20 protein-coding genes are annotated in these 24,908 nt (G+C 69.6%); 17 read left to right on the forward strand and 3 right to left on the reverse strand.

The genetic code is table 11. The features are described 5' to 3' along the window. The first annotated feature begins 10 nt into the window (after positions 1–10). The 14 genes from rsmH to lpxC all read left to right on the forward strand — a co-directional run bounded on the left by rsmH (position 11) and on the right by lpxC (position 17,156). The gene (gene rsmH, locus M3M27_RS04375; protein ID WP_140719728.1) at positions 11–1,057 is read left to right on the forward strand and encodes a 16S rRNA (cytosine(1402)-N(4))-methyltransferase RsmH; all 1,047 of its coding nucleotides are present in this window, start codon (positions 11–13) and stop codon (positions 1,055–1,057) included. Beyond that, a complete protein-coding gene (gene ftsL / locus M3M27_RS04380; protein WP_140719726.1) occupies positions 1,054–1,317 on the forward strand; it encodes a cell division protein FtsL in 264 nt (87 codons plus the stop codon). Before rsmH ends, ftsL begins: the two co-directional genes overlap by 4 nt. Beyond that, on the forward strand, positions 1,314–3,164 hold the full coding sequence (locus M3M27_RS04385; protein ID WP_434027284.1) for a peptidoglycan D,D-transpeptidase FtsI family protein: 1,851 nt from the start codon (positions 1,314–1,316) through the stop codon (positions 3,162–3,164). Before ftsL ends, M3M27_RS04385 begins: the two co-directional genes overlap by 4 nt. Continuing rightward, positions 3,161–4,630, forward strand: coding sequence for a UDP-N-acetylmuramoyl-L-alanyl-D-glutamate--2,6-diaminopimelate ligase (locus M3M27_RS04390; protein ID WP_140719722.1), 1,470 nt, complete (start codon positions 3,161–3,163; stop codon positions 4,628–4,630). Before M3M27_RS04385 ends, M3M27_RS04390 begins: the two co-directional genes overlap by 4 nt. Then, positions 4,627–6,171, forward strand: coding sequence for a UDP-N-acetylmuramoyl-tripeptide--D-alanyl-D-alanine ligase (locus M3M27_RS04395; RefSeq protein ID WP_434027285.1), 1,545 nt, complete (start codon positions 4,627–4,629; stop codon positions 6,169–6,171). Before M3M27_RS04390 ends, M3M27_RS04395 begins: the two co-directional genes overlap by 4 nt. Then, positions 6,161–7,246, forward strand: coding sequence for a phospho-N-acetylmuramoyl-pentapeptide-transferase (gene mraY, locus M3M27_RS04400; protein ID WP_140719718.1), 1,086 nt, complete (start codon positions 6,161–6,163; stop codon positions 7,244–7,246). Before M3M27_RS04395 ends, mraY begins: the two co-directional genes overlap by 11 nt. After that, complete coding sequence (gene ftsW, locus M3M27_RS04405; protein ID WP_434027286.1) at positions 7,246–8,568, forward strand: putative lipid II flippase FtsW; 1,323 nt, start codon at positions 7,246–7,248, stop codon at positions 8,566–8,568. Before mraY ends, ftsW begins: the two co-directional genes overlap by 1 nt. Next, positions 8,565–9,866, forward strand: coding sequence for an undecaprenyldiphospho-muramoylpentapeptide beta-N-acetylglucosaminyltransferase (gene murG / locus M3M27_RS04410; protein ID WP_434027287.1), 1,302 nt, complete (start codon positions 8,565–8,567; stop codon positions 9,864–9,866). Before ftsW ends, murG begins: the two co-directional genes overlap by 4 nt. Next, positions 9,863–11,296 (forward strand): UDP-N-acetylmuramate--L-alanine ligase, encoded by a 1,434-nt coding sequence (gene murC / locus M3M27_RS04415; protein WP_140719711.1) that lies wholly within the window; start codon positions 9,863–9,865, stop codon positions 11,294–11,296. The genes murG and murC overlap by 4 nt, the downstream gene beginning before the upstream one ends. Then, positions 11,293–12,258 (forward strand): D-alanine--D-alanine ligase, encoded by a 966-nt coding sequence (locus M3M27_RS04420; RefSeq protein WP_434027288.1) that lies wholly within the window; start codon positions 11,293–11,295, stop codon positions 12,256–12,258. Before murC ends, M3M27_RS04420 begins: the two co-directional genes overlap by 4 nt. After that, positions 12,258–13,085 (forward strand): cell division protein FtsQ/DivIB, encoded by an 828-nt coding sequence (locus M3M27_RS04425; RefSeq protein WP_140719707.1) that lies wholly within the window; start codon positions 12,258–12,260, stop codon positions 13,083–13,085. Before M3M27_RS04420 ends, M3M27_RS04425 begins: the two co-directional genes overlap by 1 nt. After that, a complete protein-coding gene (gene ftsA / locus M3M27_RS04430) occupies positions 13,082–14,317 on the forward strand; it encodes a cell division protein FtsA (protein ID WP_140719705.1) in 1,236 nt (411 codons plus the stop codon). The genes M3M27_RS04425 and ftsA overlap by 4 nt, the downstream gene beginning before the upstream one ends. A 186-nt stretch (positions 14,318–14,503) precedes the next feature. Further along, positions 14,504–15,736: a cell division protein FtsZ gene (gene ftsZ, locus M3M27_RS04435; RefSeq protein ID WP_140719703.1), complete on the forward strand. Its 1,233-nt coding sequence runs from the start codon at positions 14,504–14,506 to the stop codon at positions 15,734–15,736. 508 nt (positions 15,737–16,244) lie between these two features. Beyond that, positions 16,245–17,156 carry a UDP-3-O-acyl-N-acetylglucosamine deacetylase gene (lpxC, locus tag M3M27_RS04440; protein ID WP_434027289.1) on the forward strand — a complete coding sequence of 304 codons (912 nt, stop codon included), beginning with the start codon at positions 16,245–16,247 and terminating at the stop codon, positions 17,154–17,156. A gap of 183 nt (positions 17,157–17,339) precedes the next feature. On the opposite strand, the gene M3M27_RS04445 is transcribed toward lpxC, so the two are convergent. Then, complete coding sequence (locus M3M27_RS04445; protein ID WP_140719982.1) at positions 17,340–17,825, reverse strand: DUF721 domain-containing protein; 486 nt, start codon at positions 17,823–17,825, stop codon at positions 17,340–17,342. Positions 17,826–17,835: 10 nt separating this feature from the next. On the opposite strand from M3M27_RS04445, the gene M3M27_RS04450 reads away from it, so the two are divergent. From M3M27_RS04450 to M3M27_RS04460, 3 genes are all read left to right on the forward strand, one after another. Continuing rightward, positions 17,836–18,780, forward strand: coding sequence for a peptidoglycan DD-metalloendopeptidase family protein (locus tag M3M27_RS04450; protein WP_140719698.1), 945 nt, complete (start codon positions 17,836–17,838; stop codon positions 18,778–18,780). Between the two features lie 194 nt (positions 18,781–18,974). Next, on the forward strand, positions 18,975–21,716 hold the full coding sequence (gene secA / locus M3M27_RS04455; RefSeq protein ID WP_434027290.1) for a preprotein translocase subunit SecA: 2,742 nt from the start codon (positions 18,975–18,977) through the stop codon (positions 21,714–21,716). A gap of 466 nt (positions 21,717–22,182) precedes the next feature. Beyond that, positions 22,183–23,130: a Nudix family hydrolase gene (locus M3M27_RS04460; protein ID WP_434027291.1), complete on the forward strand. Its 948-nt coding sequence runs from the start codon at positions 22,183–22,185 to the stop codon at positions 23,128–23,130. A 104-nt stretch (positions 23,131–23,234) separates the two neighbouring features. On the opposite strand, the gene M3M27_RS04465 is transcribed toward M3M27_RS04460, so the two are convergent. Further along, positions 23,235–24,179 carry a DegV family protein gene (locus M3M27_RS04465; protein WP_434027292.1) on the reverse strand — a complete coding sequence of 315 codons (945 nt, stop codon included), beginning with the start codon at positions 24,177–24,179 and terminating at the stop codon, positions 23,235–23,237. A gap of 79 nt (positions 24,180–24,258) precedes the next feature. Next, a complete protein-coding gene (locus M3M27_RS04470; RefSeq protein WP_434027293.1) occupies positions 24,259–24,888 on the reverse strand; it encodes a 2-hydroxychromene-2-carboxylate isomerase in 630 nt (209 codons plus the stop codon). Between the last annotated feature and the right edge of the window lie 20 nt (positions 24,889–24,908).

Below are 24,908 nucleotides of genomic sequence, written 5' to 3' on the forward strand. Positions count from 1 at the left end.
GGGTGCCCGGATGCGCGACGAAGCGCAGCCCGGTCACCCGGTGTCGCAGCCGCCGGCGGTGCATGTGCCGGTGCTGTACACGCAGGTCCTGGAGGGTCTGCAGGTGATCGGTGACGGAACTTACCTCGATGGCACGTTCGGGCGTGGCGGGCACGCGCGCGGGGTGCTGCAACGACTCGGCCCGGGAGGCCGGCTGCACGTGATGGACAAGGATCCCGACGCGATCGCGGTCGCCGAGCAAGCGTTCGGCGCCGATCCGCGCGTGTCGATCCACCGCGGCAGCTTCGCCACGCTGGCGCAGGTGGTCGCGCCGGCGTCGCTGGACGGCGTGCTGTTCGACCTGGGTGTGTCCTCGCCGCAGCTGGACGTGGCCGAGCGCGGCTTCTCGTTCGGCAAGGACGGCCCGCTCGACATGCGCATGGACCCGGAGTCCGGCGAGAGCGCGGCCGACTGGCTGGCGCGCGCCGACGAGCGCGAGATCGCCGACGTGCTGTGGACCTACGGCGAGGAGAGACAGAGCCGCCGCATCGCCCGCGCGATCGTCGCGCGCCGCGCCGCGCAGCCATTGGTCCGTACCGCGCAGCTGGCCGAGCTGATTGCCTCGGTGATGCCGCGCGGCAAGGACAAGATCCATCCGGCCACGCGCAGCTTCCAGGCGATCCGCATCCACGTGAACCGCGAACTGGCCGACCTCGAGGCCGGCCTGGACGCCGCGCTGGCCGCGCTCAAGCCGGGCGGCCGGCTGGCGGTGATCAGCTTCCACTCGCTGGAAGACCGCATCGTCAAGCAATTCATCAATCGCCACGCCAAGGCGCCGCCGAGCAACCGCCGGCTGCCCCAGGCGCAGGCGTTCGTGCCGGCGTTGCAGGCGATCGGCGGCGCGGTCAAGGCCGGCGACGACGAGCTGGAGGCGAACCCGCGCGCGCGCAGCGCGGTGCTGCGGGTGGCCGAGAAGCTGGGATTCGGGATTCGGGATTCGGGATGGGAGAGGGACGCTTCGCGAATCCCCAATCCCCAATCCCCAATCCCGGCACCTCCAGAAGGAGGTGCCCAATGAGTCGCATCCTGCTGATCGTGCTGCTGGCCTGCACCGTCGCTTCGGCGATCGGCGTGGTCTACATGCGCCACATGCACCGCAAGCTGTTCGTCGAGCTGTCGCGGCTGGAGCGCGAGCGTGACGAACTGAACATCGAGTTCGGCCGGTTGCAGCTGGAACAGGCCACCTGGGCCGAGAGCAACCGCATCGACCAGATCGCGCGCGAGCGGCTGGGCATGAAGTTCCCGGAAGCCAACGACATCGTGGTGGTGCGCCCATGAAGGCCGGCCGCAACCGCCCCCGCAGCAACTTCAACCTGCGCGGCCGCGTGATGCTGGTCGGCGCGGCGCTCGGGCTGTGCTCGGTCACGCTGATCGGCCGGGCCGCCTACGTGCAGCTGATCAACAGCGACTTCTACCAGCGCCAGGGCGAGGCGCGCTACCTGCGCGAGCTGCCGATCGCGACCTCGCGCGGCATGATCACCGACCGCAACGGCGAGCCGCTGGCGGTGTCCACGCCGGTCGAGTCGATCTGGGCCAACCCGCAGGAGCTGCTGCGCAATCCGGACCGCATTCCCGAGCTGGCGCGCGCGCTGGACCTGCCGGCCGACGAGCTCACCGCCCGCCTGACCCAGAAGGGCGACAAGGAGTTCATGTACCTCAAGCGCCGGATCAACCCGGACAAGGCGCACCAGGTCGTCGCGCTGAAGATCCCCGGCGTGTTCTCGCAGCGCGAATTCCGCCGCTTCTACCCGCAGGGCGAGGCGATGGCGCACGTGCTGGGCTTCACCAACATCGACGACCGCGGCCAGGAAGGGCTGGAGCTGGCCTTCGACGACTGGCTGCGCGGCAAGCCCGGCGTCAAGAAGGTGGTGCGCGACGCGCGCGGCGCGATCGTCGAGAGCGTGGACCTGGTGCGCCCGGCCGAGCCCGGCAAGGACCTGACCCTGAGCATCGACCGCCGTATCCAGTTCCTGGCCTACAAGGAGCTGCGCAAGGCGCTGGTGGAGAACAACGCCGCCGGCGGTTCGATGGTGATCATGGACGTGGCCACCGGCGAAGTGCTGGCGATGGTCAACCTGCCCACCTACAACCCGAACGCGGTGACGGGCATCAACCCGTCGGCGCGCCGCAACCGCGCGGTCACCGACCTGGTCGAGCCGGGTTCGACGATGAAGCCGCTGACCATCGCCACCGCGCTGCAGGCCGGCGTGGTGACGCCGGACACGATCATCGACACCAATCCCGGCTACATGACGCTGGGCCGCTTCACGATCCGCGACGTGCCGCGCAACAACGGCGTGCTCAACGTGACCGGCGTGATCACGCGCAGCTCCAACATCGGCGCGGCCAAGATCGGCGCCAAGCTGACGGACCAGGCCTTCTACCAGTCGATCCACAACTTCGGCTACGGCAGCGCGCCCAAGAGCGGCTTCCCGGGCGAGTCGTCCGGCGTCGTGCCGGCGCCGGGCAGCCCGAGCTGGTACGGCACCACCAAGACCACGATGTCGTACGGCTACGGCCTGTCGGTGACGCCGCTGCAGATCGCGCAGGCGTACGCGGCGCTGGGCAACGGCGGCAAGCTGATCCCGCCGACCTTCGTGAAGGGCCAGCACAACGAGCCGCGCCAGGTGGTCAGCCCGCAGGTCGCGCGCGAAGTCATCGACATGATGGAGACCGTGGTCACCCAGGGCGGCGCCAAGGGCGCAGCGATCCTGGGCTACCACGTGGCGGGCAAGACCGGCACCGCGCGCAAGAACGGCCCGCGCGGCTACGAGCGCGGCCATTACAACTCCCTGTTCGCCGGCCTGGTGCCGGCCTCCAGCCCGCGTTTCGCGACGGTGATCGTCATCAACGACCCGCAGGGCGGCAAGTACTACGGCGGCCTGGTGTCCGCGCCGGTGTTCCACGACGTGATGGAAGGCGCGCTGCGGCTGATGGACGTGCCGCCGGACGACATCCAGTCGTGGTTGGCGGCCCAGGCGAACAGCAAGAACGGCAAGTCCGTGGCCAAGCCGGCGGTGGAGCCGGACCCGGCGACGATGCCCGACGCGGCCGACGAGGTCGAGGCGGCGATCCCGGTCGCCACGGCAGGCGCGCCGGCGCCGCTGAAGGAGAGCCATCAATGAGCCGGTCGATGGCGCTTTCGCAGCTGATCCCCGACGTGCCGATGGCGCGCGACGTGGCGGTGTCCGGCCTGGTGCTGGACAGCCGCCAGGTGCGGCCGGGCTATGCCTTCGTCGCGATCGCCGGCTTCGGCGCGCACGGGCTCGGCTTCGTCGACCAGGCGCGGGCGAACGGCGCCGCGGCGATCCTGTTCGAACCGCCGGCGCCGGCCGAGCTGCCGGCACCGGCCGACGCGATCGCGGTGCCGGGCCTGCGCGCGCGCATGGGTGCGATGGCCGACCGCTTCCACGCGCATCCGTCGCAGACCATGACGATGGTCGGCGTCACCGGCACCAACGGCAAGACCTCCACGGTGCAGCTGCTCGCGCAGGCGTGGAAGCTGATGGGCACCGAGAGCGGCAGCATCGGCACGCTCGGCGCCGGGCTTTACGGGCAGGTCGTGCCGACCGGTTTCACCACGCCGCTGGTGCTGCAGATGCACGAGCTGCTCGCGCAGCTGCGCGACGCCGGCGCGCAGGCGGTGGCGATGGAGGTGAGTTCGCACGCGCTCGACCAGGGCCGGGTCGATGCCGTCCACTTCGACGTGGGCGTGTTCACCAATCTCACCCGCGACCACCTCGATTACCACGGCGACATGGCCAGCTACGGCGCGGCCAAGGCGAAGCTGTTCGCGCGGCCCGGGTTGAAGGCGGCGGTGCTGAACCTGGACGATGCGTTCGGCCGCACGCTGCTGGCCGGCCTCGATCCGGCCGTGCGCGGCATCGGTGTCAGCTCGCGCGGCCAGGCCGGTGCGACGGTGCGCGCCGGCAACCTCGAACTGGACAACCGCGGCATCGGCTTCGACCTGTGGATCGACGGCCAGGCCCACCGGGTACGGTCCCCGCTGCTGGGCCGCTTCAACGTCGACAACCTGCTGGCCGTGGCCGGGGCGCTGCATGCGCTGGGCCACGCGCCGGTGCAGGTCGCCGCGGTGCTGTCGCAACTGCAGCCGATCCGTGGGCGCATGAACCGCCTCGGCGGCGACGGCAGGCATCCGCTGGTGGTGATCGACTACGCGCATACTCCCGACGCCCTGGAGCAGGCGCTGGACAGCCTGCACGCGCACCTCGAAGGCCGGCTGATCTGCGTGTTCGGCTGCGGCGGCGAGCGCGATGCCGGCAAGCGCCCGCAGATGGCCGCGATCGCCGAGGCCAAGGCCGACGTGGTGATCGTCACCGACGACAACCCGCGCAACGAGGATGGCGATGCCATCGTCGCCGGCATCATGGCCGGTTTCGCCGATCCTTCCGTGGTCGCGGTGCAGCGCGACCGCGCCGCGGCGATCGCCACGGCGATCGGGCAGGCCAGGGCCGGCGACATCGTGCTGGTGGCCGGCAAGGGCCACGAGCCGTACCAGGAGATCGCCGGGACCAGGCATCCCTTCGACGACACCGAAGTGGCGCGCGCGGTGCTGGGAGGTGTCCAGTGAAGCGCACGCCCTTGTCGTTGATCGCGCACTGGGCCGGCGGCGAGCTGCACGGCGACGACGTCGCCATCGACGCCGTCACCCAGGACAGCCGCACGCTCGCGCCCGGCAGCCTGTACGTGGCGCTGCGCGGCGAACGCTTCGACGGCCACGACTTCGCCACGGATGCCGCGGCGCGCGGCGCGAGCGCGCTGCTGGTCGAGCGCGTGTTGCCCGACATCGAGTTGCCGCAGGTGCGCGTGGCCGACAGCCAGCTCGCGCTGGCGCGCATCGCGCAGGGCATGCAGCGCGGCCGCGCGACCAAGGTGTTCGCGGTCACCGGCTCCAACGGCAAGACCAGCGTGAAGTCGCTGCTGCTGGCAGTCCTGGAACATGCCGGCCGCATCGCCGGCACCACCGTGTACGCCAATCCCGGCAACCGCAACAACGAGATCGGCCTGCCGCTGGCGGTGATCGACGCGCCGGAGGACGCCGATTACGCGATCTACGAGATGGGCGCCGGCAAGCCCGGCGACATCGCCTACCTGACCGAGATCGTGCGGCCGGATTTCGCGCTGGTGAACAACATCGCGCCGGCGCACCTGGAACGCATGGGCAGCCTGCTCGGCGTGGCCCTGACCAAGGGCGCGATCTATGCCGCGCTGCCGGAGGGCGGCGTCGCCGCCGTCAACGCCGACGATGCGTTCGGCGCGTGGTTCGAGCAGCATTTTTTGCGACTCCCTCGCAAGGGCACGGCACATCCCTCTGCCGGGGTCCTTTCAAGCGCGGCACCGCGCCGGCAGGTGTTGCGCTATGCGCTGGATGCCAGCGCCGACGTGCGCGCGCGCAACGTGGCGCTCGGCGAGGGCGGCTCGCGCTTCACCCTGGTCGCGCCGCAGGGCGAGGCCGAAGTGGCGCTGGCGCTGCCGGGCCGCCACAACGTGCGCAACGCGCTGGCCGTCGCCGCGCTGGCGCTCGGTGCCGGCATCCCGCTGGCGCAGGTCGCCGCGGGCCTGGCCGAGGCCAGGCCGGTCGCCGGCCGGCAAGTCCGCCACGTGCTGGCGAACGGCGCGGTGCTGATCGACGACAGCTACAACGCCAATCCCGGTTCGCTGGCCGCGGCGATCGACGCGCTGGCCATCGGCCCCGGCGAGGGTTGGTTGGTGCTCGGCGACATGCGCGAACTCGGCCCGGAAGCCGAGGCGCTGCACGCCGCCGCAGGCCGCCGCGCCCGCACCGCCAAGCTGGCGCGCCTGTACGCGCTCGGGCCGCTGAGCGCGGCCGCCGCGGCCGCGTTCGGCGAAGGCGGGCGGGTGTTCGGGAGCCATGGCGAGCTGGCGGCGGCGCTGAGGGCGGATATCGCGCGGGTCGTCGGGACCCGGGAACAGCAGGATCAAGAGCAGGAATCGAAGCCGATGCATGAAAACACCGGCGGCAGCGCCATCGGCGGCCGCGCGCCTTCCCGGGTCCCGACCATCCTGGTCAAAGGCTCGCGCGGCAGCGCCATGGACAAGATCGTGACCGCGCTGCTGGCGCATGGGGAGGAAACCTCGGATGTTGCTTGAGTTGGCCCGCTGGCTGCAGCAACTGGAAAGCCTGTTCGGGCTTTTCAACTACCTGACGTTCCGCGGCATCCTCGCCGCGTTGACGGCGCTGTTCCTGTCGCTGTGGATGGGCCCGGCGGTGATCCGCAAGCTCGCCCAGTTCAAGGGCGGCCAGCCGATCCGCAAGGACGGCCCGCAGACGCACTTCTCCAAGGCCGGCACGCCGACCATGGGCGGCGGCCTGATCCTGATGACCGTGCTGGCCTCGGTGCTGCTGTGGGGCGACCTGCGCAACCGCTACGTGTGGCTGGTGCTGGCGGTGATGGTCTGCTTCGGCGCGATCGGCTGGTACGATGACTGGATCAAGATCGTCAAGCGCGATCCCAACGGCCTGAAGTCGCGCTGGAAGTACCTGCTGCAGTCGATCTTCGGCCTGGCCGCCGGCCTGTTCCTCTACTACACCGCCGACGTGCCGGCGGCGATCACCTTCTACATCCCGCTGTTCAAGTCGATCGCGCTGCCGCTGGCCGGCATCAGCTTCGTGGTGATCGCCTACTTCTGGATCGTCGGCTTCTCCAACGCGGTCAACCTGACCGACGGCCTGGACGGCCTGGCGATCATGCCGACCGTGCTGGTCGCCTGCGCGCTGGGCGTGTTCGCCTATGCCTCGGGCAACGCGGTGTTCTCCGGCTACCTGAAGATCCCGACGATCCCGGGCGCCGGCGAGCTGATCATCATCTGCGCGGCGATCGCCGGCGCCGGCCTGGGCTTCCTGTGGTTCAACACCTATCCGGCGATGGTGTTCATGGGCGACATCGGCGCGCTGGCGCTGGGCGCGGTGCTCGGCACCATCGCGGTGATCGTGCGCCAGGAGCTGGTGCTGGTCGTGATGGGCGGCGTGTTCGTGATCGAGACGCTGTCGGTGATGATCCAGGTCGCCAGCTTCAAGCTCACCGGCAAGCGGGTGTTCCGGATGGCGCCGATCCACCACCACTTCGAGCTGAAGGGCTGGCCGGAGCCGCGCGTGATCGTGCGCTTCTGGATCATCTCGGTGGTGCTGGTGCTCATCGGCCTGGCCACGTTGAAGGTGCGCTGATGAACGACCTGTCGCGCCAGGCCACCCGGCTGGAATCGATCGGCGGACGCTACGATCCGTGGCTGATGGGCGCGGCGATCGCGCTCGCCTCGATCGGCGTGGTGATGGTCGCTTCCAGTTCGATCGAACTGACCGACAGCCCGTTCTACTACCTGACCCGCCACCTGCTGTTCCTCGGCGTCGGCGTCGGCCTGGCGTTCTGGGCCATGCGCACCGAGCTGAAGACCGTCGAGCAGCACAACCAGATGCTGCTGCTGGCCTGCTTCGGCCTGCTCATCCTGGTGTTCGTGCCGGGCCTGGGCAGCAGCGTCAACGGCGCGCGGCGCTGGATCAACCTGGGCATTTCCAAGTTCCAGACCGTCGAAGCGGTCAAGGTGCTCTACATCATCTGGCTGTCGAGCTACCTGGTGCGTTTCCGCGACGAGGTCAACGCGACCTGGCCCGCGATGCTCAAGCCGCTGGGCGTGGTCGGCCTGCTGATCGGCCTGCTGCTGCTGCAGCCGGACTTCGGCTCGTCCACGCTGCTGCTGGGCATCACCGCCGGCATGCTGGTGCTGGGCGGGGTCAACCTGCCGCGGATGTCGATGCCGATCGTGGTGGCGCTGCCCGCCCTGGTGGCGCTGGTCGTGTTCGAGCCGTACCGCATGCGCCGCGTCACCTCCTTCCTCGACCCGTGGGCCGACCAGCTCGGTTCGGGCTACCAGCTGTCCAATGCGCTGATGGCGATCGGCCGCGGCGAATGGAGCGGGGTGGGCCTGGGCGCTTCGGTGCAGAAGCTCAACTACCTGCCGGAGTCGCACACCGACTTCATCTTCTCGGTGATCGCCGAGGAGCTGGGCTTCGTCGGCGTATGCCTGATCGTGGCGCTGTACGCGCTGCTGGTCGGGCGCGCGTTCTGGCTGGGCATGCGCTGCATCGAGATGAAGCGCCACTTCTCCGGCTACATCGCGTTCGGCATCGCGCTGTGGATCGCGATGCAGAGCTTCGTATCGATCGGCGTGAACCTGGGCATCCTGCCGACCAAGGGCCTGACCCTGCCGTTGATCTCTTCCGGCGGTTCGTCGGTGCTGATGACCTGCGTGGCGATGGGCGTGCTGCTGCGCGTGTCCTACGAGACCGATCGCGCCGAGCGGCTGCGCAGCAAGCTGGCGCCGGGAGCGCAGCCGGTCGCCGACGCGGCGCCGGCGGAAACCGGGACCGCGGTGCCGGCGCACGCGCCGTCCGTCGCGCCGGCGTCGGCCGCGGTGCAGAGGCCGCTGTCCGAGCGCGGCACCAGCCGCATGCGCGAGCGGGTCGAGCCGACGTTCGGGAGGCTCGCATGAGCGCGGGTCTCTCGCAAAAGTCCGCGCGTCCCAGTGCGGGGATCCGACAGGTGGATCCCATGCAGGGCGGAAGCCGGCCGGTGATGATCCTGGCCGGCGGCACCGGCGGTCATATCTTCCCGGGGCTGGCCGTGGCCAAGGTGCTGCGCGCGCGCGGCGTGCCGGTGGTGTGGCTCGGCGCGGTCGGCAGGATGGAGACCAAGCTGGTGCCGCAGCACGGCATCGAGATCGACGCGCTGGAGATCGGCGGGCTGCGCGGCAAGGGCAAGCTGGCCCTGCTCGGCGCGCCGCTGCGCGTGATGCGCGCGATCCGCGCCGCCGGTTTCGTGCTGCGCCGGCGCCAGCCGCGCGTGGTGGTCAGCTTCGGCGGCTTCGCGGCCGGGCCCGGCGGCATCGCCGCGCGCTTCATGCGGCTGCCGTTGATCGTGCACGAACAGAACCGGGCGCCCGGCATGACCAACAAGGTGCTCGCGCGCTTCGCGCGGCGCGTGCTGGCCGGGTTCCCGGGCAGCTTCGCCGCGCGCGAGGAAGCGGTGGGCAACCCGGTGCGCGAGGAAATCGCCGCGTTGCCGGTGCCGGCGGAGCGCTTCGCCGGCCGTGCCGGTCCGGTCCGGCTGCTGGTGCTCGGCGGCAGCCAGGGCGCACGCGTGCTCAACCAGTCGGTACCGGCCGCGCTGGCCGCGCTTGGCCGCCACGACGTGGAGGTGCGCCATCAGTGCGGCGAAGCGCTGCGCGCCGAGGCCGAGGCGGCCTACGCGCAGGCCGGCGTGCGCGCCAGCGTCGAACCGTTCATCGCCGACATGGCCGGCGCCTACGCCTGGGCCGACCTGGTGGTGTGCCGCGCCGGTGCCTCCACGCTGGCCGAACTGTGCGCCGCGGGCGTGGGCAGCGTGCTGGTGCCGTTCGCGGCCGCCGTCGACGACCACCAGACCCGCAATGCCGAGTACCTGGTCCAGGCCGGCGCCGCCGTGCTGCTCAGGCAGGACGACGCGCTCGCCGCCAACCTGCAGTCGGTGCTGCCGGCGCTGCTCGACGACGCCGGTCGCCGCCTGGCCATGGCGCAAGCGGCGCGCGGCCTGGCCAGGCCGGACGCGGCCGAGCGCATCGCGGACATCGTTCTGGAAGAAGCCGTGATTCGGGATTCGGGATTCGTGATTCGTAAAGAGCAAGAACAAGAGCAGAAGCACATGCACGACAGCCCGCATGACGAGTCGCAGGGACCATCGGCTACAAGCGAGCCCTCGAATCACGAATCACGAATCACCAATCACGGCACCTCCGACGGAGGTGCCCCATGATCCGCCGCCTACACGACACCGGCGACCTGGTCCGCGCGTTCCCGCGCGTGCATTTCGTCGGCATCGGCGGCACCGGCATGAGCGGCATCGCCGAAGTGATGCTGACGCTCGGCTACGAGGTCTCCGGCTCGGACAATGCCGACAACGCCGCCACGCGCCGCCTGGCGCAGCTCGGCGCGCGGGTGATGCGCGGCCATTCCGCGGCGAACGTGCTCGGCACCGATTGCGTGGTGGTCTCCAGCGCGATCCGCGACGACAACCCGGAATTGATGGAGGCGCGCAGCCAGCGCATCCCGATCATGCCGCGCGCGGCGATGCTCGCCGAGCTGATGCGTTTCCGCCGCGGGATCGCGGTGGCCGGCACGCACGGCAAGACCACCACCACCAGCCTGACCGCGGCGGTGCTGAGCGAGGGCGGGCTCGACCCGACCTTCGTGATCGGCGGCAAGCTGCTGGCCTCCGGCGCCAACGCCAAGCTCGGCGGCGGCCAGTGGCTGGTGGCCGAGGCCGACGAGAGCGACGGCAGCTTCCTGCGCCTGAACCCGCTGGTGGCGGTGATCACCAACATCGACGCCGACCACCTGGAGAACTACGGCAACGACTTCGCGCGGGTGCAGGCCGCCTTCGCCGAGTTCCTGCAGCGCCTGCCGTTCTACGGCCTGGCGCTGCTGTGCATCGACGACCCGGAAGTCGCCGCGCTGGCGGCGAAGACGCCGCGCCACGTGATGAGCTACGGCATGAGCGGCAACGCCGACGTGCGCGCCGAGGACGTGGTGCAGGACGGCCCGCGCATGCGCTTCACGCTGCGCCTGCCGGAAGGCACCACCACGCCGGTGACGCTGGCCCTGCCGGGCCGCCACAACGTGCTCAACGCGCTGGCCGCGGCCGCGGTGGGCTGGCAGCTGGGCGTGCCGCCGGAGACGATCGCGCACGCGCTGGAGAACTTCGCCGGCATCGGCCGTCGTTTCAACGACCTGGGCGAGGTGACCACCGCCGGCGGCGCGCGCGTGCGCATCATCGACGACTACGGGCATCACCCGCGCGAGCTGGAGGCGGTGTTCGCCGCCGCTCGCGGCGGCTGGCCGGACCGCCGGCTGGTGGTGGCGTTCCAGCCGCACCGCTTCAGCCGCACCCGCGACCAGTTCGACGCCTTCGCGGCGGTGCTCAGCACCGTCGATGCGCTGGTGCTGAGCGAGGTCTACCCGGCAGGGGAGGCGCCGATTCCCGGTGCCGATTCCAAGGCGCTGGCGCGCGCGATCCGTGCGCGCGGCCGCAGCGAGCCGGTGGTGGTGCCGCAGGTGGCCGAGCTGGCGTCGGTGCTGCCCGACGTGCTGCAGGACGGCGACCTGCTGTTGATGATGGGGGCCGGCGACATCGGCTACGTGGCCCAGCAGATCGCCGGCGAAGGCTTCCAGGGAGGCAAGGCATGAGCGCGTTGCCCGCCCTCCGCCATTCCGATCCGGCGGTGTTCGGCCGCGTGGCCGTGCTGCTCGGCGGCACCTCCTCCGAGCGCGAGGTATCGCTGGACTCCGGCCGCAACGTGCTGGAGGCGCTGCGCACGCGCGGCGTCGACGCGCATGCGGTCGATGGCATCCCGGCGCTCGCGCAGGCGCTGGTCGAGAAGAAGTTCGACCGGGTATTCAACGTCCTGCACGGCCACAACGGCGGCGGCGAGGACGGCATCGTGCAAGGCCTGATGGAGGCCTTCGGCGTGCCGTACACCGGCTCGGACGTGCTCGGTTCGGCGTTGAGCATGGACAAGGTGCGCACCAAGCAGGTGTGGCTGTCGCTGGGCCTGCCGACGCCGCGCTACACGGCGCTGGCCGCGGGCGCGAGCCCGGAGGAAGTGCGTTCGGCCGCCGCCGGCCTCGGCCTGCCGGTGATCGTCAAGCCGGCCAACGAGGGCTCCAGCGTCGGCGTGAGCCGCGTGTTCGACGGCGCCCAGCTCGGCGAGGCCGTCGCGCTGGCCGCGCGCTACGACGGCGAGCTGCTGATGGAGCAACTGGTCGAAGGCGACGAGCTGACCGTCGCCATCCTCGGCGACCTCGCGCTGCCGTCGATCCGGATCGTGCCCAAGGGCCAGTGGTACGACTACAACGCCAAGTACATCGCCGAGGACACCCAATACCTGTGTCCCGGCCTCGATGGCGCGGCCGAAGCCGAGATCGGCCGCATCGCGCTGGCCGCGTTCCGCGCCGCCGGCTGCCGTGGCTGGGGCCGCGTCGACGTGATGCGCGACCGCGCCAGCGGCGCGTTCTACCTGCTGGAGGTCAACACCGCGCCGGGCATGACCAGCCACTCGCTGGTGCCCAAGGCCGCGCGCCAGCTCGGCGTGTCGTTCGAGGAACTGGTCTGGCGCGTGCTGGAGATGACGCTGGAGGACGCGGCCTGATGCTCAACGCCTCGCTGCGCATCCTGGCATGGCTGCTCGCGGTGGCGCTGGTCGCGCTGCCGGTGGTGGCCGTGCTCAACGGCTGGGTCGGCGCCGAGCGCTGGCCGTTGAGCCGCTTGCGCGTGACCGGGGATTTCAAGCGCATCTCGCCGGAGCAGCTGCGCGCCGTGGTGCTGCCGTATGCGAAGTCGGGCTTCTTCGCGGTCAAGCTGCAGGACGCGCAGGACGCGATCGAGCGCTTGCCGTGGGTGGAGAGCGCGCAGGTGCGCAAGAGCTGGCCGGACGTGCTGGAAGTGCGCGTGGTCGAGCACAAGCCCTTCGCGCGCTGGGGCGCCGACCGGATGCTGTCCGAGCAGGGGCGGCTGTTCCCGGTGCCGCCGCGCCTGAAGGATCTCGAGCTGCCGCAACTGGACGGGCCGGACGGCAAGACCGCCGAGGTGGTCGCGCTCTACAACGAATCGCGCGCGCTGTTCGCGCCGGCGGGCCTCGACGTGAAGCGGCTGGCGCTGGACGCGCGCGGCAGCTGGTCGCTCGGCCTGAGCAACGACGTGCAGGTGGTGGTCGGGCGCGACGACGCCAAGGCGCGCCTGCAGCGCTTCGCGCGCGTGCTGCCGCAACTGGCCGATCCGGCCCAGCCGATCGTGCGCGCCGACCTCCGCTACACCAACGGCTTCACGGTGGAGAGGCAGGCAGTGGGGGCTCGGGATTCGGGATCGGAAAAGGCGACGCCCCGAAGCGCCGCGTCCTACGGCCCGGTCCCCGCCATCGGCAATCCACTCCTCGCGAATCCCCAATCCCGAATCCCGAATCCCGGCTCCAGAACATGAACCGCAAAGGCGACAAATCCCTCATCGTCGGACTCGACATCGGCACCTCCAAGGTGACCGCGCTGGTCGGCGAGTACTCGCCGGGCAATCCGATCGAGGTGATCGGCATCGGCACGCACGAATCGCGCGGCCTCAAGCGCGGCGTGGTCGTGGACATCGAGTCCACCGTGCAATCGATCCAGCGCGCGGTCGAGGAAGCCGAACTGATGGCCGGCTGCGAGATCCGCTCGGTCTACGCCTCGATCTCCGGCAACCACGTGCAGTGCCGCAACTCGCAGGGCATCCAGCCGATCCGCGACGGCGAGGTCACCTGGAACGACCTGGAGCGCGTGCTGGAGGCCGCCAAGGCGGTGGCGATCCCGGCCGACCAGCGCATCCTGCACGCGATCCCGCGCGAGTACGTGCTGGACGACTCGCAGGAAGGCATCCGCAACCCGGTCGGCATGACCGGCGTGCGCCTGGAAGTGCACGCGCACCTGGTGACCTGCGCGCAGTCGGCGGCGGCCAACATCAGCAAGTGCGTGCAGAAGTGCGGCCTGCAGGTCGACGACCTGGTGCTGTCCTCGCTGGCGTCCTCGGTGGCGGTGCTGACCGCCGACGAGCGCGAGCTGGGCGTGGTGCTGGTCGACATCGGCGCCGGCACCACCGACATCACCGTGTACGTGCAGGGCGCGATCAGCCATACCGCCTCGCTGCCGATCGCCGGCGACCACGTCACCAACGACATCGCGCACATGCTGCGCACGCCCACGCCGGAAGCCGAGCAGATCAAGGTGCGCTACGCCTGCGCGCTGGCGCAGCTGGCCACCGCGGAGGAAAGCATCCAGGTGCCGTCGGTCGGCGACCGGCCGCCGCGGCGGATGCCGCGCGCCTCGCTCGCGCAGGCGGTGCAGGGGCGTTACGAGGAGATCTTCGAGATGGTGCAGGCCGAACTGCGTCGCTCGGGCTTCGAGGAACTGGTGCGCGCCGGCATGGTGCTCACCGGCGGTGCCTCGAAGATGGAAGGGGTGGTCGAGCTGGCCGAGGAAATGCTGCAGATGCCGGTGCGCGTGGGCATCCCGCAGCACGTCACCGGCCTGGGCGAAGTGGTCGGCAACCCGGTCCACGCCACCGGCGTCGGCCTGCTGCTGATGGGCAGCCAGATCGAGCACCCGCGCCGCCCGTCGATCCCGACCGGGCGCGCCGGCAGTTTGTTCAAGAAGTTGCGGAACTGGTATCGCGGCGAGTTCTGAGGGCCGGGATTCGTGATTGGTGATTCGTAAGGGCAAAAGCAAGAGCAAGAGCAGGGCAAGCGTTGTAGCAGGGCAGTAGAACAACCAACAAGAGAACGCCGGAATTTGTGGTGGTGCCGAAGTGATTCATCGAATCGCCAATCGCCAATCACGAATCACGGCTCCACCATAAAGAGGACAACGGACATGGCACATTTCGAACTGATCGAGAAGATGGCACCGAACGCGGTGATCAAGGTCGTCGGCGTCGGCGGCGGCGGCGGCAACGCCGTGGCGCACATGGTCAACAGCAGCGTGGAGGGCGTGGAGTTCATCACCGCCAACACCGACTCGCAGGCGATCAAGAACTGCGGCGCCAAGCTGCAGCTGCAGCTCGGCAGCAACGTCACCAAGGGCCTGGGCGCGGGCGCCAATCCGGAAGTCGGCCGCCAGGCCGCGCTGGAGGACCGCGAGCGCATCATGGACGCGCTGCAGGGCGCGGACATGGTGTTCATCACCGCCGGCATGGGCGGCGGCACCGGCACCGGCGCCGCGCCGGTGGTGGCGCAGCTGGCCAAGGAGATGGGCATCCTGACCGTGGCGGTGGTGACCAAGCCGTTCCCGTTCGAGGGCCGTCGCCGCATGCAGGTCGCGCTGAAGGGCATCGAGGAGCTGAGCCAGCACTGCGACTCGCTGATCACGATCCCGAACGAGAAGCTGATCACCGTGCTCGGCCGCAACGCCACGATGATCCAGGCGTTCCGCGCCGCCAACGACGTGCTGCAGGGCGCCGTGCAGGGCATCGCCGACCTGATCGTGCGCCCGGGCCTGATCAACGTGGACTTCGCCGACGTGCGCACCGTGATGAGCGAGATGGGCCTGGCGATGATGGGCACCGGCTCGGCGCGCGGCGACGACCGCGCCCAGGCCGCGGCCGAGGCGGCGATCCAGAACCCGCTGCTGGACGACGTCAACCTGGCCGGCGCCAACGGCATCCTGGTCAACATCACCGCCGGCCCGGACTTCACCATGGCCGAGTTCGACGAGATCGGCCGCACCGTCGAAGGCTTCGCCTCCGAGGACGCGACCGTGGTGGTCGGCACCGTGCTGGACCCGGACATGCAGGACGAGGTCCGCGTGACCGTGGTCGCCACCGGCCTGAACCGCGCGGTGTCGCGCCAGTCGCAGCGCCCGGGCGAGCGCGCCCCGATCAAGCTGGTGCGCAACGCCACCACCGGCCAGGCCGAGTTCGGCGACTACGACAACGGCGGCGACGCGGTTTCGCGCGCGGTGGGCGGTTCGATGGGCCTGGGCCTGCGCCGTCCGAGCAGCGACACGGCGGCCGCCTCGTCGTCCTCGCTGGCCTCGACCGTGCCGACCGCGGAACTGCCGAGCGACTACCTGGACATCCCTGCCTTCCTGCGCCGCCAGGCCGACTGAGGCCATCCATGGCGATGCATGGCGACTTCGGAGCGTCCGGCCTGGCCGTCCCCGGCCGGGCGCCCACCGCCGCGCGAAGCAGTCCTTCGCAGGCGCGGCGGCGGGTCCTGCGTCGCCAGGCCGGCTGAGCGGACTCTTCCTCCCATGGGGAGGAGGACGACGCGAAGCGTTGGAGGGGGCACGGGCGTGGCCTTGCGCGGTTGGATGGCGCAAGGGCTTGTCCGGGGCCCCGACCCCGCCCCTCTCCGGGGAGGGGGCTTGAACGTGGCGTGGGGCCTTGTCCACCCCGCGCCGCGGCACCATCATCTTGTGAGTCCCTCACAAGAGCCGGCCCTCGTGCCGGGTCCTCTTTCTGCCGGGTCCCAAAGGGCCCGGCAGGTTTTGCCGACCGCGCCACGACGAGTGATACGGCAGCAATCCGGACCTGCTAAATGTTAAGATTCGGCTAATTCGGCGCCCTCGCGCCCGGTTCAGCTCCCGTCTGCACCTGTCCTTCACACTCCCGGTCATGACCCAGCAACGCACCCTGAAGAACACGATTCGTGCCACCGGCATCGGCCTGCACAGCGGCAACAAGGTCTACATGACCCTGCGACCTGCGCCGGCCAACCATGGCATCGTGTTCCGCCGCGTCGACCTGGATCCGGTGGTGGAAGTCCCCGCGAGCGGCGAGCTGGTGACCGAGGTGACCCTGTGCACCGGCCTGACCTGCAACGGCGCCAAGATCCAGACCGTCGAGCACTTGATGTCGGCCTTCGCCGGCCTCGGCATCGACAACGCGATCGTGGAGCTGTCCTCGGCCGAGTTGCCGATCATGGACGGGTCTTCCGGGCCGTTCGTGTTCCTGCTGCAGTCCGCCGGCATCGTCGAGCAGGACGCGGCCAAGCGCTTCATCCGCATCAAGCAGCCGATCGAAGTGCGCGACGGCGACAAGATCGCCCGTTTCGAGCCTTACGACGGCTACAAGCTCGGTTTCACCATCGAGTTCGACCACCCGATGATCCCGGCGCGGCAGTCGCGCCAGGAGATCGAGTTCTCCACCGCGGCCTACATCAAGGAAATCTCGCGCGCCCGCACCTTCGGCTTCATGCGCGACCTGGAGTACATGCGCGAGCGCAACCTCGGCCTGGGCGGCTCGATGGACAACGCGATCGTGCTCGACGAGTTCCGCGTGCTCAACGAGGACGGCCTGCGCTACGCCGACGAATTCGTGCGCCACAAGATCCTGGACGCGATCGGCGACCTGTACCTCGCCGGCGGCCCGATCCTGGGGCACTACGAGGGCTTCAAGTCCGGCCACGCGCTCAACAACAAGCTGGTGCGGGCGCTGCTGGCCGAGCAGTCGGCCTGGGAGTGGGTGAGCTTCCCCGAGGGTTCGACGCCGCCGCCGGTGGTCTACGCCTCGCCCGCCTACGCCTGAGTCGCCCAACGGGAGGGGTGCCGTCCCGAAACGTGAACCCCGTCGGCCCCATAGGCTGAATTTAACGTTTTCTTAATTTTCATCTAACGATTGCCCGCGCCAAGGCGGCTAGGATGCGTCCGGTCGCGTGCGGGCTTTTTGCATTCCCTTCACGCGCGAAGCCGGCTCCCGGAGCCGGGGACGTCAGCGCTTCTTGGCGAGTCCTTCGCGAGAGCCCGCACTTCCACGTGCGGGGGACTCCCGGGTCGGCGCGACATCCTGCAAGGACGCCAATGCGTCGCGCAGTCCTCTCTGCGTGGCCTCGGAAATCGGTTGTGACCGGTGTGGATCCTGTTGCGTTGGGGAACGCAGCGCAGCGGTCGCGGTCTTGATGGTCACTCGCGTGACCTTCAGCCCGATGGAGTGGGCGGCATCGATGAGCTGGTGTTCGGCGAGCCGCAACTTGGCGTGCCAGACCGGGGATTCGACGAGAAAAACGAGCTGTCCGTCCTTCACGTTGGCCAGCCGGCAACGATTGGCGAGCGAAGGCGGCAGATGGGGGCGCAACTGCCGATCCAGCGCATCAAGCCACAGGGCTCTGCGCAGGGGATCGCCAGACTTTTCCGCCAGCGCGGCCTCGAGGGCCGGCCGGGGGGGAGAGTTGGGTGTGCTGGAGTTCGGCTTTGACATGACAACGCAGATGGCTTTGAAGAAGATCGTAATCAAATCCAGGGAAACCGGTGGGCAGCGCCTCGTGCGGCGGCTCCAGGGTTTCGCCGAGAACCGCCCGCTCGTGGTGCTGGGCACCGTGCTGGGCGTGGGCCTGCTGGCCGGGATCGGCAGCAGTGTCGCAGTGGGCATGGTGGACAATTCCCGCCTGCAGGCCAAGGTCGAGCAGCAACAGGCCGAGCTGGCGAAGGTGCGGCGCGAGTCGCAGGCCGAGGTCAACGCGCTCGCCGCGCGGCTGGGCGAGCTGCAGGCCCAGGCCAACCGCCTCAACGCGCTGGGCCAGCGCCTGACCGAGATGGGCCAGCTCAAGGACGGCGAGTTCGACTTCGAGGATCCGGTCGGCGTCGGTGGCGGCGACGAGCCGATGCAGGACATGCCGGCCCAGGACCTCAAGCAGTCTCTAGGGCAACTCGAGCAGCAGTTCTCCACCTCGGGCAAGCAACTGAACGTGCTGGCGTCGCTGATGTTCGACCACCAGCTGGAACAGAACGCGGTGCCGTCGCGCACGCCGATCAAGAACAGCTACATCACCTCCGGCTTCGGCCGGCGCGCCGATCCGTTCAGCGGCGGCGCGGCCGAGCACAAGGGCATCGACTTCCACGCCAACGTCGGCGACCCGGTGCTGGCGGTGGCCGATGGCGTGGTCAGCTTTTCCGGCGTCCGCAGCGGCTACGGCAACGTGGTCGAGGTCGATCACGGCAATGGCTACGTGACCCGCTACGCGCACAATTCGCGGCTGGTGGTGAAGGTCGGCGACCTGGTGCGCGCCGGCCAGCAGATCGCCAAGGCCGGGTCGACCGGCCGTTCCACCGGCGCGCACGTGCATTTCGAGGTCTGGAAGGACGGGCGGGTGATGAACCCGCGCAAGTTCCTGGGCGACAGCACCACGCCGGTCGGGCGCAGCGGCCGCGGCTGAGCCTCGTCCCGCCCGGCGGCGGGCCCGGCGCTCCCGGGATCGCCGGTGATGCGGGCTTGAATCACCCGGGGCCGCCCCAAGCTACAATGAGGCGTTGCCAGAGACAGGGCGCATTGCGCCCTGTTTCGTTTACGGCGCTCGGGTCCAGGGGAGCCGGCGCCGGTCGAACCGTTCCTTTTCAACCGGTTTATTCAATGATCAACAGCCTGCTTACCCGCGTCTTCGGCAGTCGCAACGAACGCCTGCTCCGCCAGCTCAACCGGATCGTCGCCAAGATCAATGCCCTCGAGCCGGAGCTGGAGAAGCTCTCCGATGCGGAGTTGCAGGCCAAGACCCCCGAGTTCAGGCAGCGCATCGCCGGCGGCGAGACCTTGGACAAGGTGCTGCCCGAGGCCTTCGCGGTCTGCCGCGAGGCCAGCAAGCGCGTGCTCGGCATGCGCCACTACGACGTGCAGCTGATCGGCGGCATGGTGCTGCACCTGGGCAAGATCGCCGAAATGCGCACCGGCGAGGGCAAGACCCTGGTGGCGACGCTGCCGGTGTACCTCAACGCCCTGGAAGACAAGGGCGTGCACGTGGTCACCGTCAACGACTACCTGGCCCGCCGCGACGCCGCGCAGATGGGCAAGCTGTACAACTGGCTGGGCCTGAGCGTGGGCGTGGTCTACCCGGGCATGCCGCACAGCGACAAGCATGCCGCCTACGCGGCCGACATCACCTACGGCACCAACAACGAGTTCGGCTTCGACTACCTGCGCGACAACATGGCGCTGTCCAAGGCCGACCGCTACCAGCGCGGCCTGCACTACGCCATCGTCGACGAGGTGGACTCGATCCTGATCGACGAGGCGCGCACCCCGCTGATCATCTCCGGCCCGGCCGACGAATCGCCGGAGCTGTACATCCGCGTCAACCGGATCGTGCCGCAACTGACCCGCCAGGCCGAGGAGGAAGGCGAGGGCGACTACTGGGTGGACGAGAAGTCCAAGCAGGTGCACCTGTCGGAAGCCGGCATGGAGCGCGCCGAGGAGCTGCTGCGCCAGGCCGGCATCATCGGCGGCGACGCCGAGGGGCTGTACGCGGCGCAGAACCTTAGCGTGGTCCACCACCTCAACGCGGCGCTGCGTGCCCATGCGATCTACCAGCGCGACGTGGACTACATCGTGCGCGACGGCGAGGTGGTGATCGTCGACGAGTTCACCGGCCGCACGCTGCCGGGCCGGCGCTGGTCCGACGGCCTGCACCAGGCCGTGGAAGCGAAGGAAGGCGTGCCCGTGCAGCGCGAGAACCAGACGCTGGCGAGCATCACCTTCCAGAACCTGTTCCGCATGTACAAGAAGCTGTCCGGCATGACCGGCACGGCCGACACGGAAGCCTACGAGTTCCAGAGCATCTACGGCCTGGAAGTAGTGGTGATCCCGACCAACAAGCCGACCATCCGCAAGGACTATCCGGACCAGGTGTTCCTCAACCGCAAGGGCAAGTTCAACGCGGTGCTGGCGGACATTGAGGATTGCGCCAAGCGCGGCCAGCCGGTGCTGGTCGGCACCACCTCGATCGAGACCTCGGAGATGCTGTCCGAGCACCTGCGCAAGGCCGGCGTGAAGCACGAGGTGCTCAACGCCAAGCAGCACGAGCGCGAGGCGACCATCGTCGCCAACGCCGGCCTGCCCGGCGCGGTGACGATCGCCACCAACATGGCCGGCCGCGGCACCGACATCGTGCTCGGCGGTTCGCTGGAGGCGGAGCTGCAGGCGCTGGGTCCGGACGCCGGCGAGGACGCGCGCTTCAAGGCCAAGACCGAATGGCAGCGCCGCCACGAAGCGGTCAAGGCCGCCGGCGGCCTGCACATCGTGGGTACCGAGCGGCACGAGTCGCGGCGCATCGACAACCAGCTGCGCGGCCGTTCCGGCCGCCAGGGCGACCCGGGTTCGTCGCGCTTCTACCTGTCGCTGGAAGACAACCTGATGCGCATCTTCGCCTCCGACTGGGTGCAGAAGGCGATGCGCATGATGGGCATGAAGGAAGACGACGTCATCGAGGACCGCCTGGTCAGCCGCCAGATCGAGAAGGCCCAGCGCAAGGTCGAGGCGCACAACTTCGATATCCGCAAGAACCTGCTCGACTTCGACGACGTCAACAACGACCAGCGCAAGGTGATCTACGCCCAGCGCGACGAACTGCTGGACGCCGAGTCGGTCAAGGAGAACATCGACGGCATCCGCACCGACGTGGTCTACGACCTGGTCGCGCGTTTCGTGCCGCCGAACTCGGTGGACGAGCAGTGGGACCTGCCGGGCCTGGAGGCCACGCTGGAGGCGGAACTGGGCGTGCAGATGCCGCTGGTGAAGATCGCCGCGGAGCACGAGGAACTGGACGCCGAGCAGATCGCCGAGAAGGTGCAGGAAGCGGTGGCCAGCCACTTCGCCGAGAAGGAGGCCGCGGTCGGCGCCGAGACCATGCGCGCGCTCGAGAAACACGTGATGCTGACCGTGCTCGACCAGGGCTGGAAGGAACACCTGGCCAAGATGGACTACCTGCGCCAGGGCATCTACCTGCGCGGCTACGCGCAGAAGCAGCCCAAGCAGGAGTACAAGAAGGAAGCGTTCGAGCTGTTCTCGGAGATGCTGGAGAACGTCAAGCGCGAGGTGGTGAACCTGCTGGCGCGCGTGCGCATCCGCAGCGAGGAGGAGGTGGCCGCGCTGGAGGAGCAGGAGCGTCGCCAGGCCGAGGCGCGCCTGCTGGCCTCGCAGTTCCAGCACCAGGAGGCGGGTGGCTACGGCGCCGACGAGGAGGCCGCCGAGGTGGCCGGCCGCGGTCCCGGTGCGGGCGCGGTCGCCCAGGTCGTCCGCGAGGCGCCGAAGGTCGGCCGCAACGATCCGTGCCCGTGCGGCAGCGGCAAGAAGTACAAGCACTGCCACGGTCAGCTCAGTTGACGCTGAGCTGACCGTGGCGCAGCCCGTTTCACGGGCTGCGCACCCGGAATCCGCTACGCGGATTCCGGGCTCGCGGTCTTACCTCCGATCCCCCGCGGCTGTCGCCGCGCCCCCTTACCAAGGGGGAGCACGCATCGGGCTTCGCCCGCTGCGCCCCAAACTTCGCCCGGCGAAGTTCGGGTCCCGGCTCGACACTTCCAATCCCCCGCGGCTGTCGCCGCGCCCCCTTACTAAGGGGGCTCCGCTCCAGAGAGTTCTGTGGCGGGTTGGGGGGCTTGCGATATGCCTTCTACCGTCGTCCCCGCATCGGCGGGGTCCCAGCCAGCGACTTGGGCCTCCTGGGGAAAGCACGAGGTTCTTGGGCATCCATGTAGGGCTGGTTTGACGACTGATATGGGTCTCCAAGTGCTGAAAGGATATCCGTCTCTATTGCCCGACGCCGGTCCATCACGGCAAAGTCGCGGGCATGCCTGAACCCTTGAGATCGATCCATGTCGTGGCCGGCGTCATCCAGGACGCGCGCGGCCGCATCCTGCTGGCACGCCGTACCGAGACCCGGGACATGCCGGGGCTGTGGGAATTCCCCGGCGGCAAGCGCGAGCCGGGCGAGAGCTCGGAAGATGCGCTGGTGCGCGAACTGCAGGAGGAACTGGGCATCGAGGCCCAGGTCGGCGAGTGGCTGATGGAAGTGCCGCAACTGTATCCGGACAAGCGCCTGCGCCTGGAAGTGCGGCGCATCGACGGCTGGAAGGGCCAGCCGCGCGGGCGCGAAGGGCAGGCGCTGACCTGGGTGAGCCCGGAGAAGCTCGAGCGCTACTCGATGCCGCCGGCGGACCTGCCTGTGGTCGCGATGCTGCGCCAGCCGGAGCACTACCTGGTCACGCCCGAACCCGGCGCGGACGAGGAGCGCTGGCTGGAGCGCGTCGGGCAGTTGCTGCGCGCGGGCGTCCGGCGCATGCACCTGTGCACGCGCGGGCGCGATCCCGCGCGCCGGGCGCATCTGGTCGAGCGAGTGTTGGCGCAGCGGGGGCGCAACCCGGTGCAGCTCCTGCTCGAGGGCGACATCGCGCTGGCCCGCGAGCTGGGGATCGGCGTGCATCTCGACGCCGTGCAGCTGGGGGGCCTCGACGGGCGGCCGCTGCCAGCCGGACAGCCGGTCGCCGCGTCCTGCCACGATTTGCCCAGCCTGCAGCAGGCGCAGCGGATCGGGTGCGACTTCGCGGTGTTGGGGCCGGTGCTTTCCAGCGTGTCCGCGCCGGCGGCGCCGTTCGGCTGGGAAGCGTTCGAGGCGATGCGGGAGAAGGTGTCGCTGCCGATCTACGCGGGCGGCGGATTGCATCCGTCGCACCTGGCCGAGGCGCGGCGGCATGGGGCGCAGGGGATTGCGGCGCTGCGGTCGCTCTGGGCGGGGTGAGGGATGGAGCGGCCGGGCTGGCGAGGCCGATGGGCAGCCGTCCAGGCCGCCCGGGCAAGGCGACCGCGTGAGGCGTCGGCCGTCATCCGTATGGCGCGATCCTCCTAGGCCGAGAATCCATGCGGTGCGGCCGCGAAGCCCACGGCGACCGCGCCCTTGCCGACGTTGACCATGCCGGTCAGGCTCATCACGCTCTCGAACAGTTCGACCTCCTTTTCCACGCAGGCGTCGCGCAATGCGGCGTAGCCGGGCAGGGCGCGCAGTTCTTGGAGTTCGCCGCCGTAGCCGACGCATACGGTCGGCGTCATCAGGCCCTCGCGTACCTTGCGGGCGGTGAACTCGAACATCTTCTGCACCGAAGGTTCGAAGCCTTTCAGCTTGGCCACCGGTTCGGTCACGCCGCGGTACGCACGCAGCACCGGCTTGATGTCCAGCGCGCTGCCGAGCGCGGCGCTGATCAGGCCGACGCTGCGGTCGCCCTTGGCGCGGGCCCGCGCGCGCAGGTAGTACAGGTCGCGCGGGATCATGTAGCCATAGGTGTTCTCGGCCAACTGCTCGATGCGCGTGCGGATCTGCGCGACGCTGGCGTCCTGCGCGCGCAGGCGCGCCGCTTCCACGGCGGTGACGCCCTGGCCGGCGAACAGGTTGAGCGTGTCGATCACCCGCAACGCGAACGGCGAGTTGTAGCCGGCCGACTGCCGCACCGGCTTGTAGTCGTTGAGGATCGCGAAGCTGGCCTGGGTCGCATTGTCGAAGATCTGGCTGCGCAGCTTGGAGATGGTCAGGCAGAACACGTGGTCGTAGTCGATGACCAGCCGCTCCAGGAACAGGTCGCGGATCTGGTTGACCGAGAACGGCGTGGTCTCGGCTTCGTGGCCGCGCTCGGCGACGTGGGCGCGCAGGAACTCCAGCGTGGCCTCCTCGTCGCGGTGGTCGGCCAGTACCGCCTCGCCGATCCGCACGGTGATCGGCAGGACGACGATGTTGTTCTTCTGGATGAAGTCCTGTGGCAGATCGCAGGCAGAATCCACCACGATTCCGATACGCATCGTTGCCCCCTCCGGCTGCTGCGTCCCAATTCGAGTGTGAAAGCTATCGCAAAAATGCCGGGCCGCGTAGCGGCTTGGCCTATCCTCCGCGGCGGATGCCCTCCGGCAGCGTGGCCAGCCTCGCCATCGGCTCGCGCGCCAGGTACTCGGGATCGGTCAGCACCGTCTCGATCAGGCCGTGCGCGTCGTTGCCCCAGAACAGCTCCCCGCCGATGGCCAGGGTGGGCACGCCGAACACGCCGGCGGCGAGGGCGGCCTCGGTATTGGCGCGCAGTTGCGCCTTCACCTCCGGCGCGGCGATCGCCGCTTCCGGGTCGGTGACCCCGAGCACCTCGGCCACCGGGGCGAGCGCGGCGGCGCTGTCGCCGGGATAGCCGTTGCGCCATATCCAGTCGAAGATCGCATCGACCGCCTGGGCGTGCCCGCCGACCGCGATGCACAGGCGCAGGGCCGGGAGCGGATTGAACGGATGCGCCGGTGGGAAGCGCAGCAGCACGTCGTCGTGCTCGGCTTGCCATTGCACGCGGCGGTAGGTGAAAAGCCGCTTGCCGGGAATCTCGGCCGGGCCCCGGATGCCGGTCGCTTCCAGCACCGCGCCGAGCAGGATCGGGACCGGCTGCACCTGGGCCGCCTGCGGCATGCGCTGCAGCTTCTGCCAATGCAGGTAGGCGAACGGCGAAACGAAGTCGAAGTACCAGGGGAGCTGCATGGTGGTCCTCCTTGGAGCTT

It is taken from the genome of Xanthomonas boreopolis (assembly GCF_046529185.1).
GTDB classification, from domain to species: Bacteria; Pseudomonadota; Gammaproteobacteria; order Xanthomonadales; family Xanthomonadaceae; genus Pseudomonas_S; species Pseudomonas_S boreopolis.

Bases quoted from the DNA above. Each gene is read 5' to 3' on its own strand.
- rsmH (WP_140719728.1), top strand. From the start codon at position 11: ATGCGCGACGAAGCGCAGCCCGGTCACCCGGTGTCGCAGCCGCCGGCG.
- ftsL (WP_140719726.1), top strand. From the start codon at position 1,054: ATGAGTCGCATCCTGCTGATCGTGCTGCTGGCCTGCACCGTCGCTTCG.
- M3M27_RS04385 (WP_434027284.1), top strand. From the start codon at position 1,314: ATGAAGGCCGGCCGCAACCGCCCCCGCAGCAACTTCAACCTGCGCGGC.
- M3M27_RS04390 (WP_140719722.1), top strand. From the start codon at position 3,161: ATGAGCCGGTCGATGGCGCTTTCGCAGCTGATCCCCGACGTGCCGATG.
- mraY (WP_140719718.1), top strand. From the start codon at position 6,161: ATGTTGCTTGAGTTGGCCCGCTGGCTGCAGCAACTGGAAAGCCTGTTC.
- ftsW (WP_434027286.1), top strand. From the start codon at position 7,246: ATGAACGACCTGTCGCGCCAGGCCACCCGGCTGGAATCGATCGGCGGA.
- murG (WP_434027287.1), top strand. From the start codon at position 8,565: ATGAGCGCGGGTCTCTCGCAAAAGTCCGCGCGTCCCAGTGCGGGGATC.
- murC (WP_140719711.1), top strand. From the start codon at position 9,863: ATGATCCGCCGCCTACACGACACCGGCGACCTGGTCCGCGCGTTCCCG.
- M3M27_RS04420 (WP_434027288.1), top strand. From the start codon at position 11,293: ATGAGCGCGTTGCCCGCCCTCCGCCATTCCGATCCGGCGGTGTTCGGC.
- M3M27_RS04425 (WP_140719707.1), top strand. From the start codon at position 12,258: ATGCTCAACGCCTCGCTGCGCATCCTGGCATGGCTGCTCGCGGTGGCG.
- ftsA (WP_140719705.1), top strand. From the start codon at position 13,082: ATGAACCGCAAAGGCGACAAATCCCTCATCGTCGGACTCGACATCGGC.
- ftsZ (WP_140719703.1), top strand. From the start codon at position 14,504: ATGGCACATTTCGAACTGATCGAGAAGATGGCACCGAACGCGGTGATC.
- lpxC (WP_434027289.1), top strand. From the start codon at position 16,245: ATGACCCAGCAACGCACCCTGAAGAACACGATTCGTGCCACCGGCATC.
- M3M27_RS04445 (WP_140719982.1), bottom strand. From the start codon at position 17,825: ATGTCAAAGCCGAACTCCAGCACACCCAACTCTCCCCCCCGGCCGGCC.
- M3M27_RS04450 (WP_140719698.1), top strand. From the start codon at position 17,836: ATGGCTTTGAAGAAGATCGTAATCAAATCCAGGGAAACCGGTGGGCAG.
- secA (WP_434027290.1), top strand. From the start codon at position 18,975: ATGATCAACAGCCTGCTTACCCGCGTCTTCGGCAGTCGCAACGAACGC.
- M3M27_RS04460 (WP_434027291.1), top strand. From the start codon at position 22,183: ATGCCTGAACCCTTGAGATCGATCCATGTCGTGGCCGGCGTCATCCAG.
- M3M27_RS04465 (WP_434027292.1), bottom strand. From the start codon at position 24,179: ATGCGTATCGGAATCGTGGTGGATTCTGCCTGCGATCTGCCACAGGAC.
- M3M27_RS04470 (WP_434027293.1), bottom strand. From the start codon at position 24,888: ATGCAGCTCCCCTGGTACTTCGACTTCGTTTCGCCGTTCGCCTACCTG.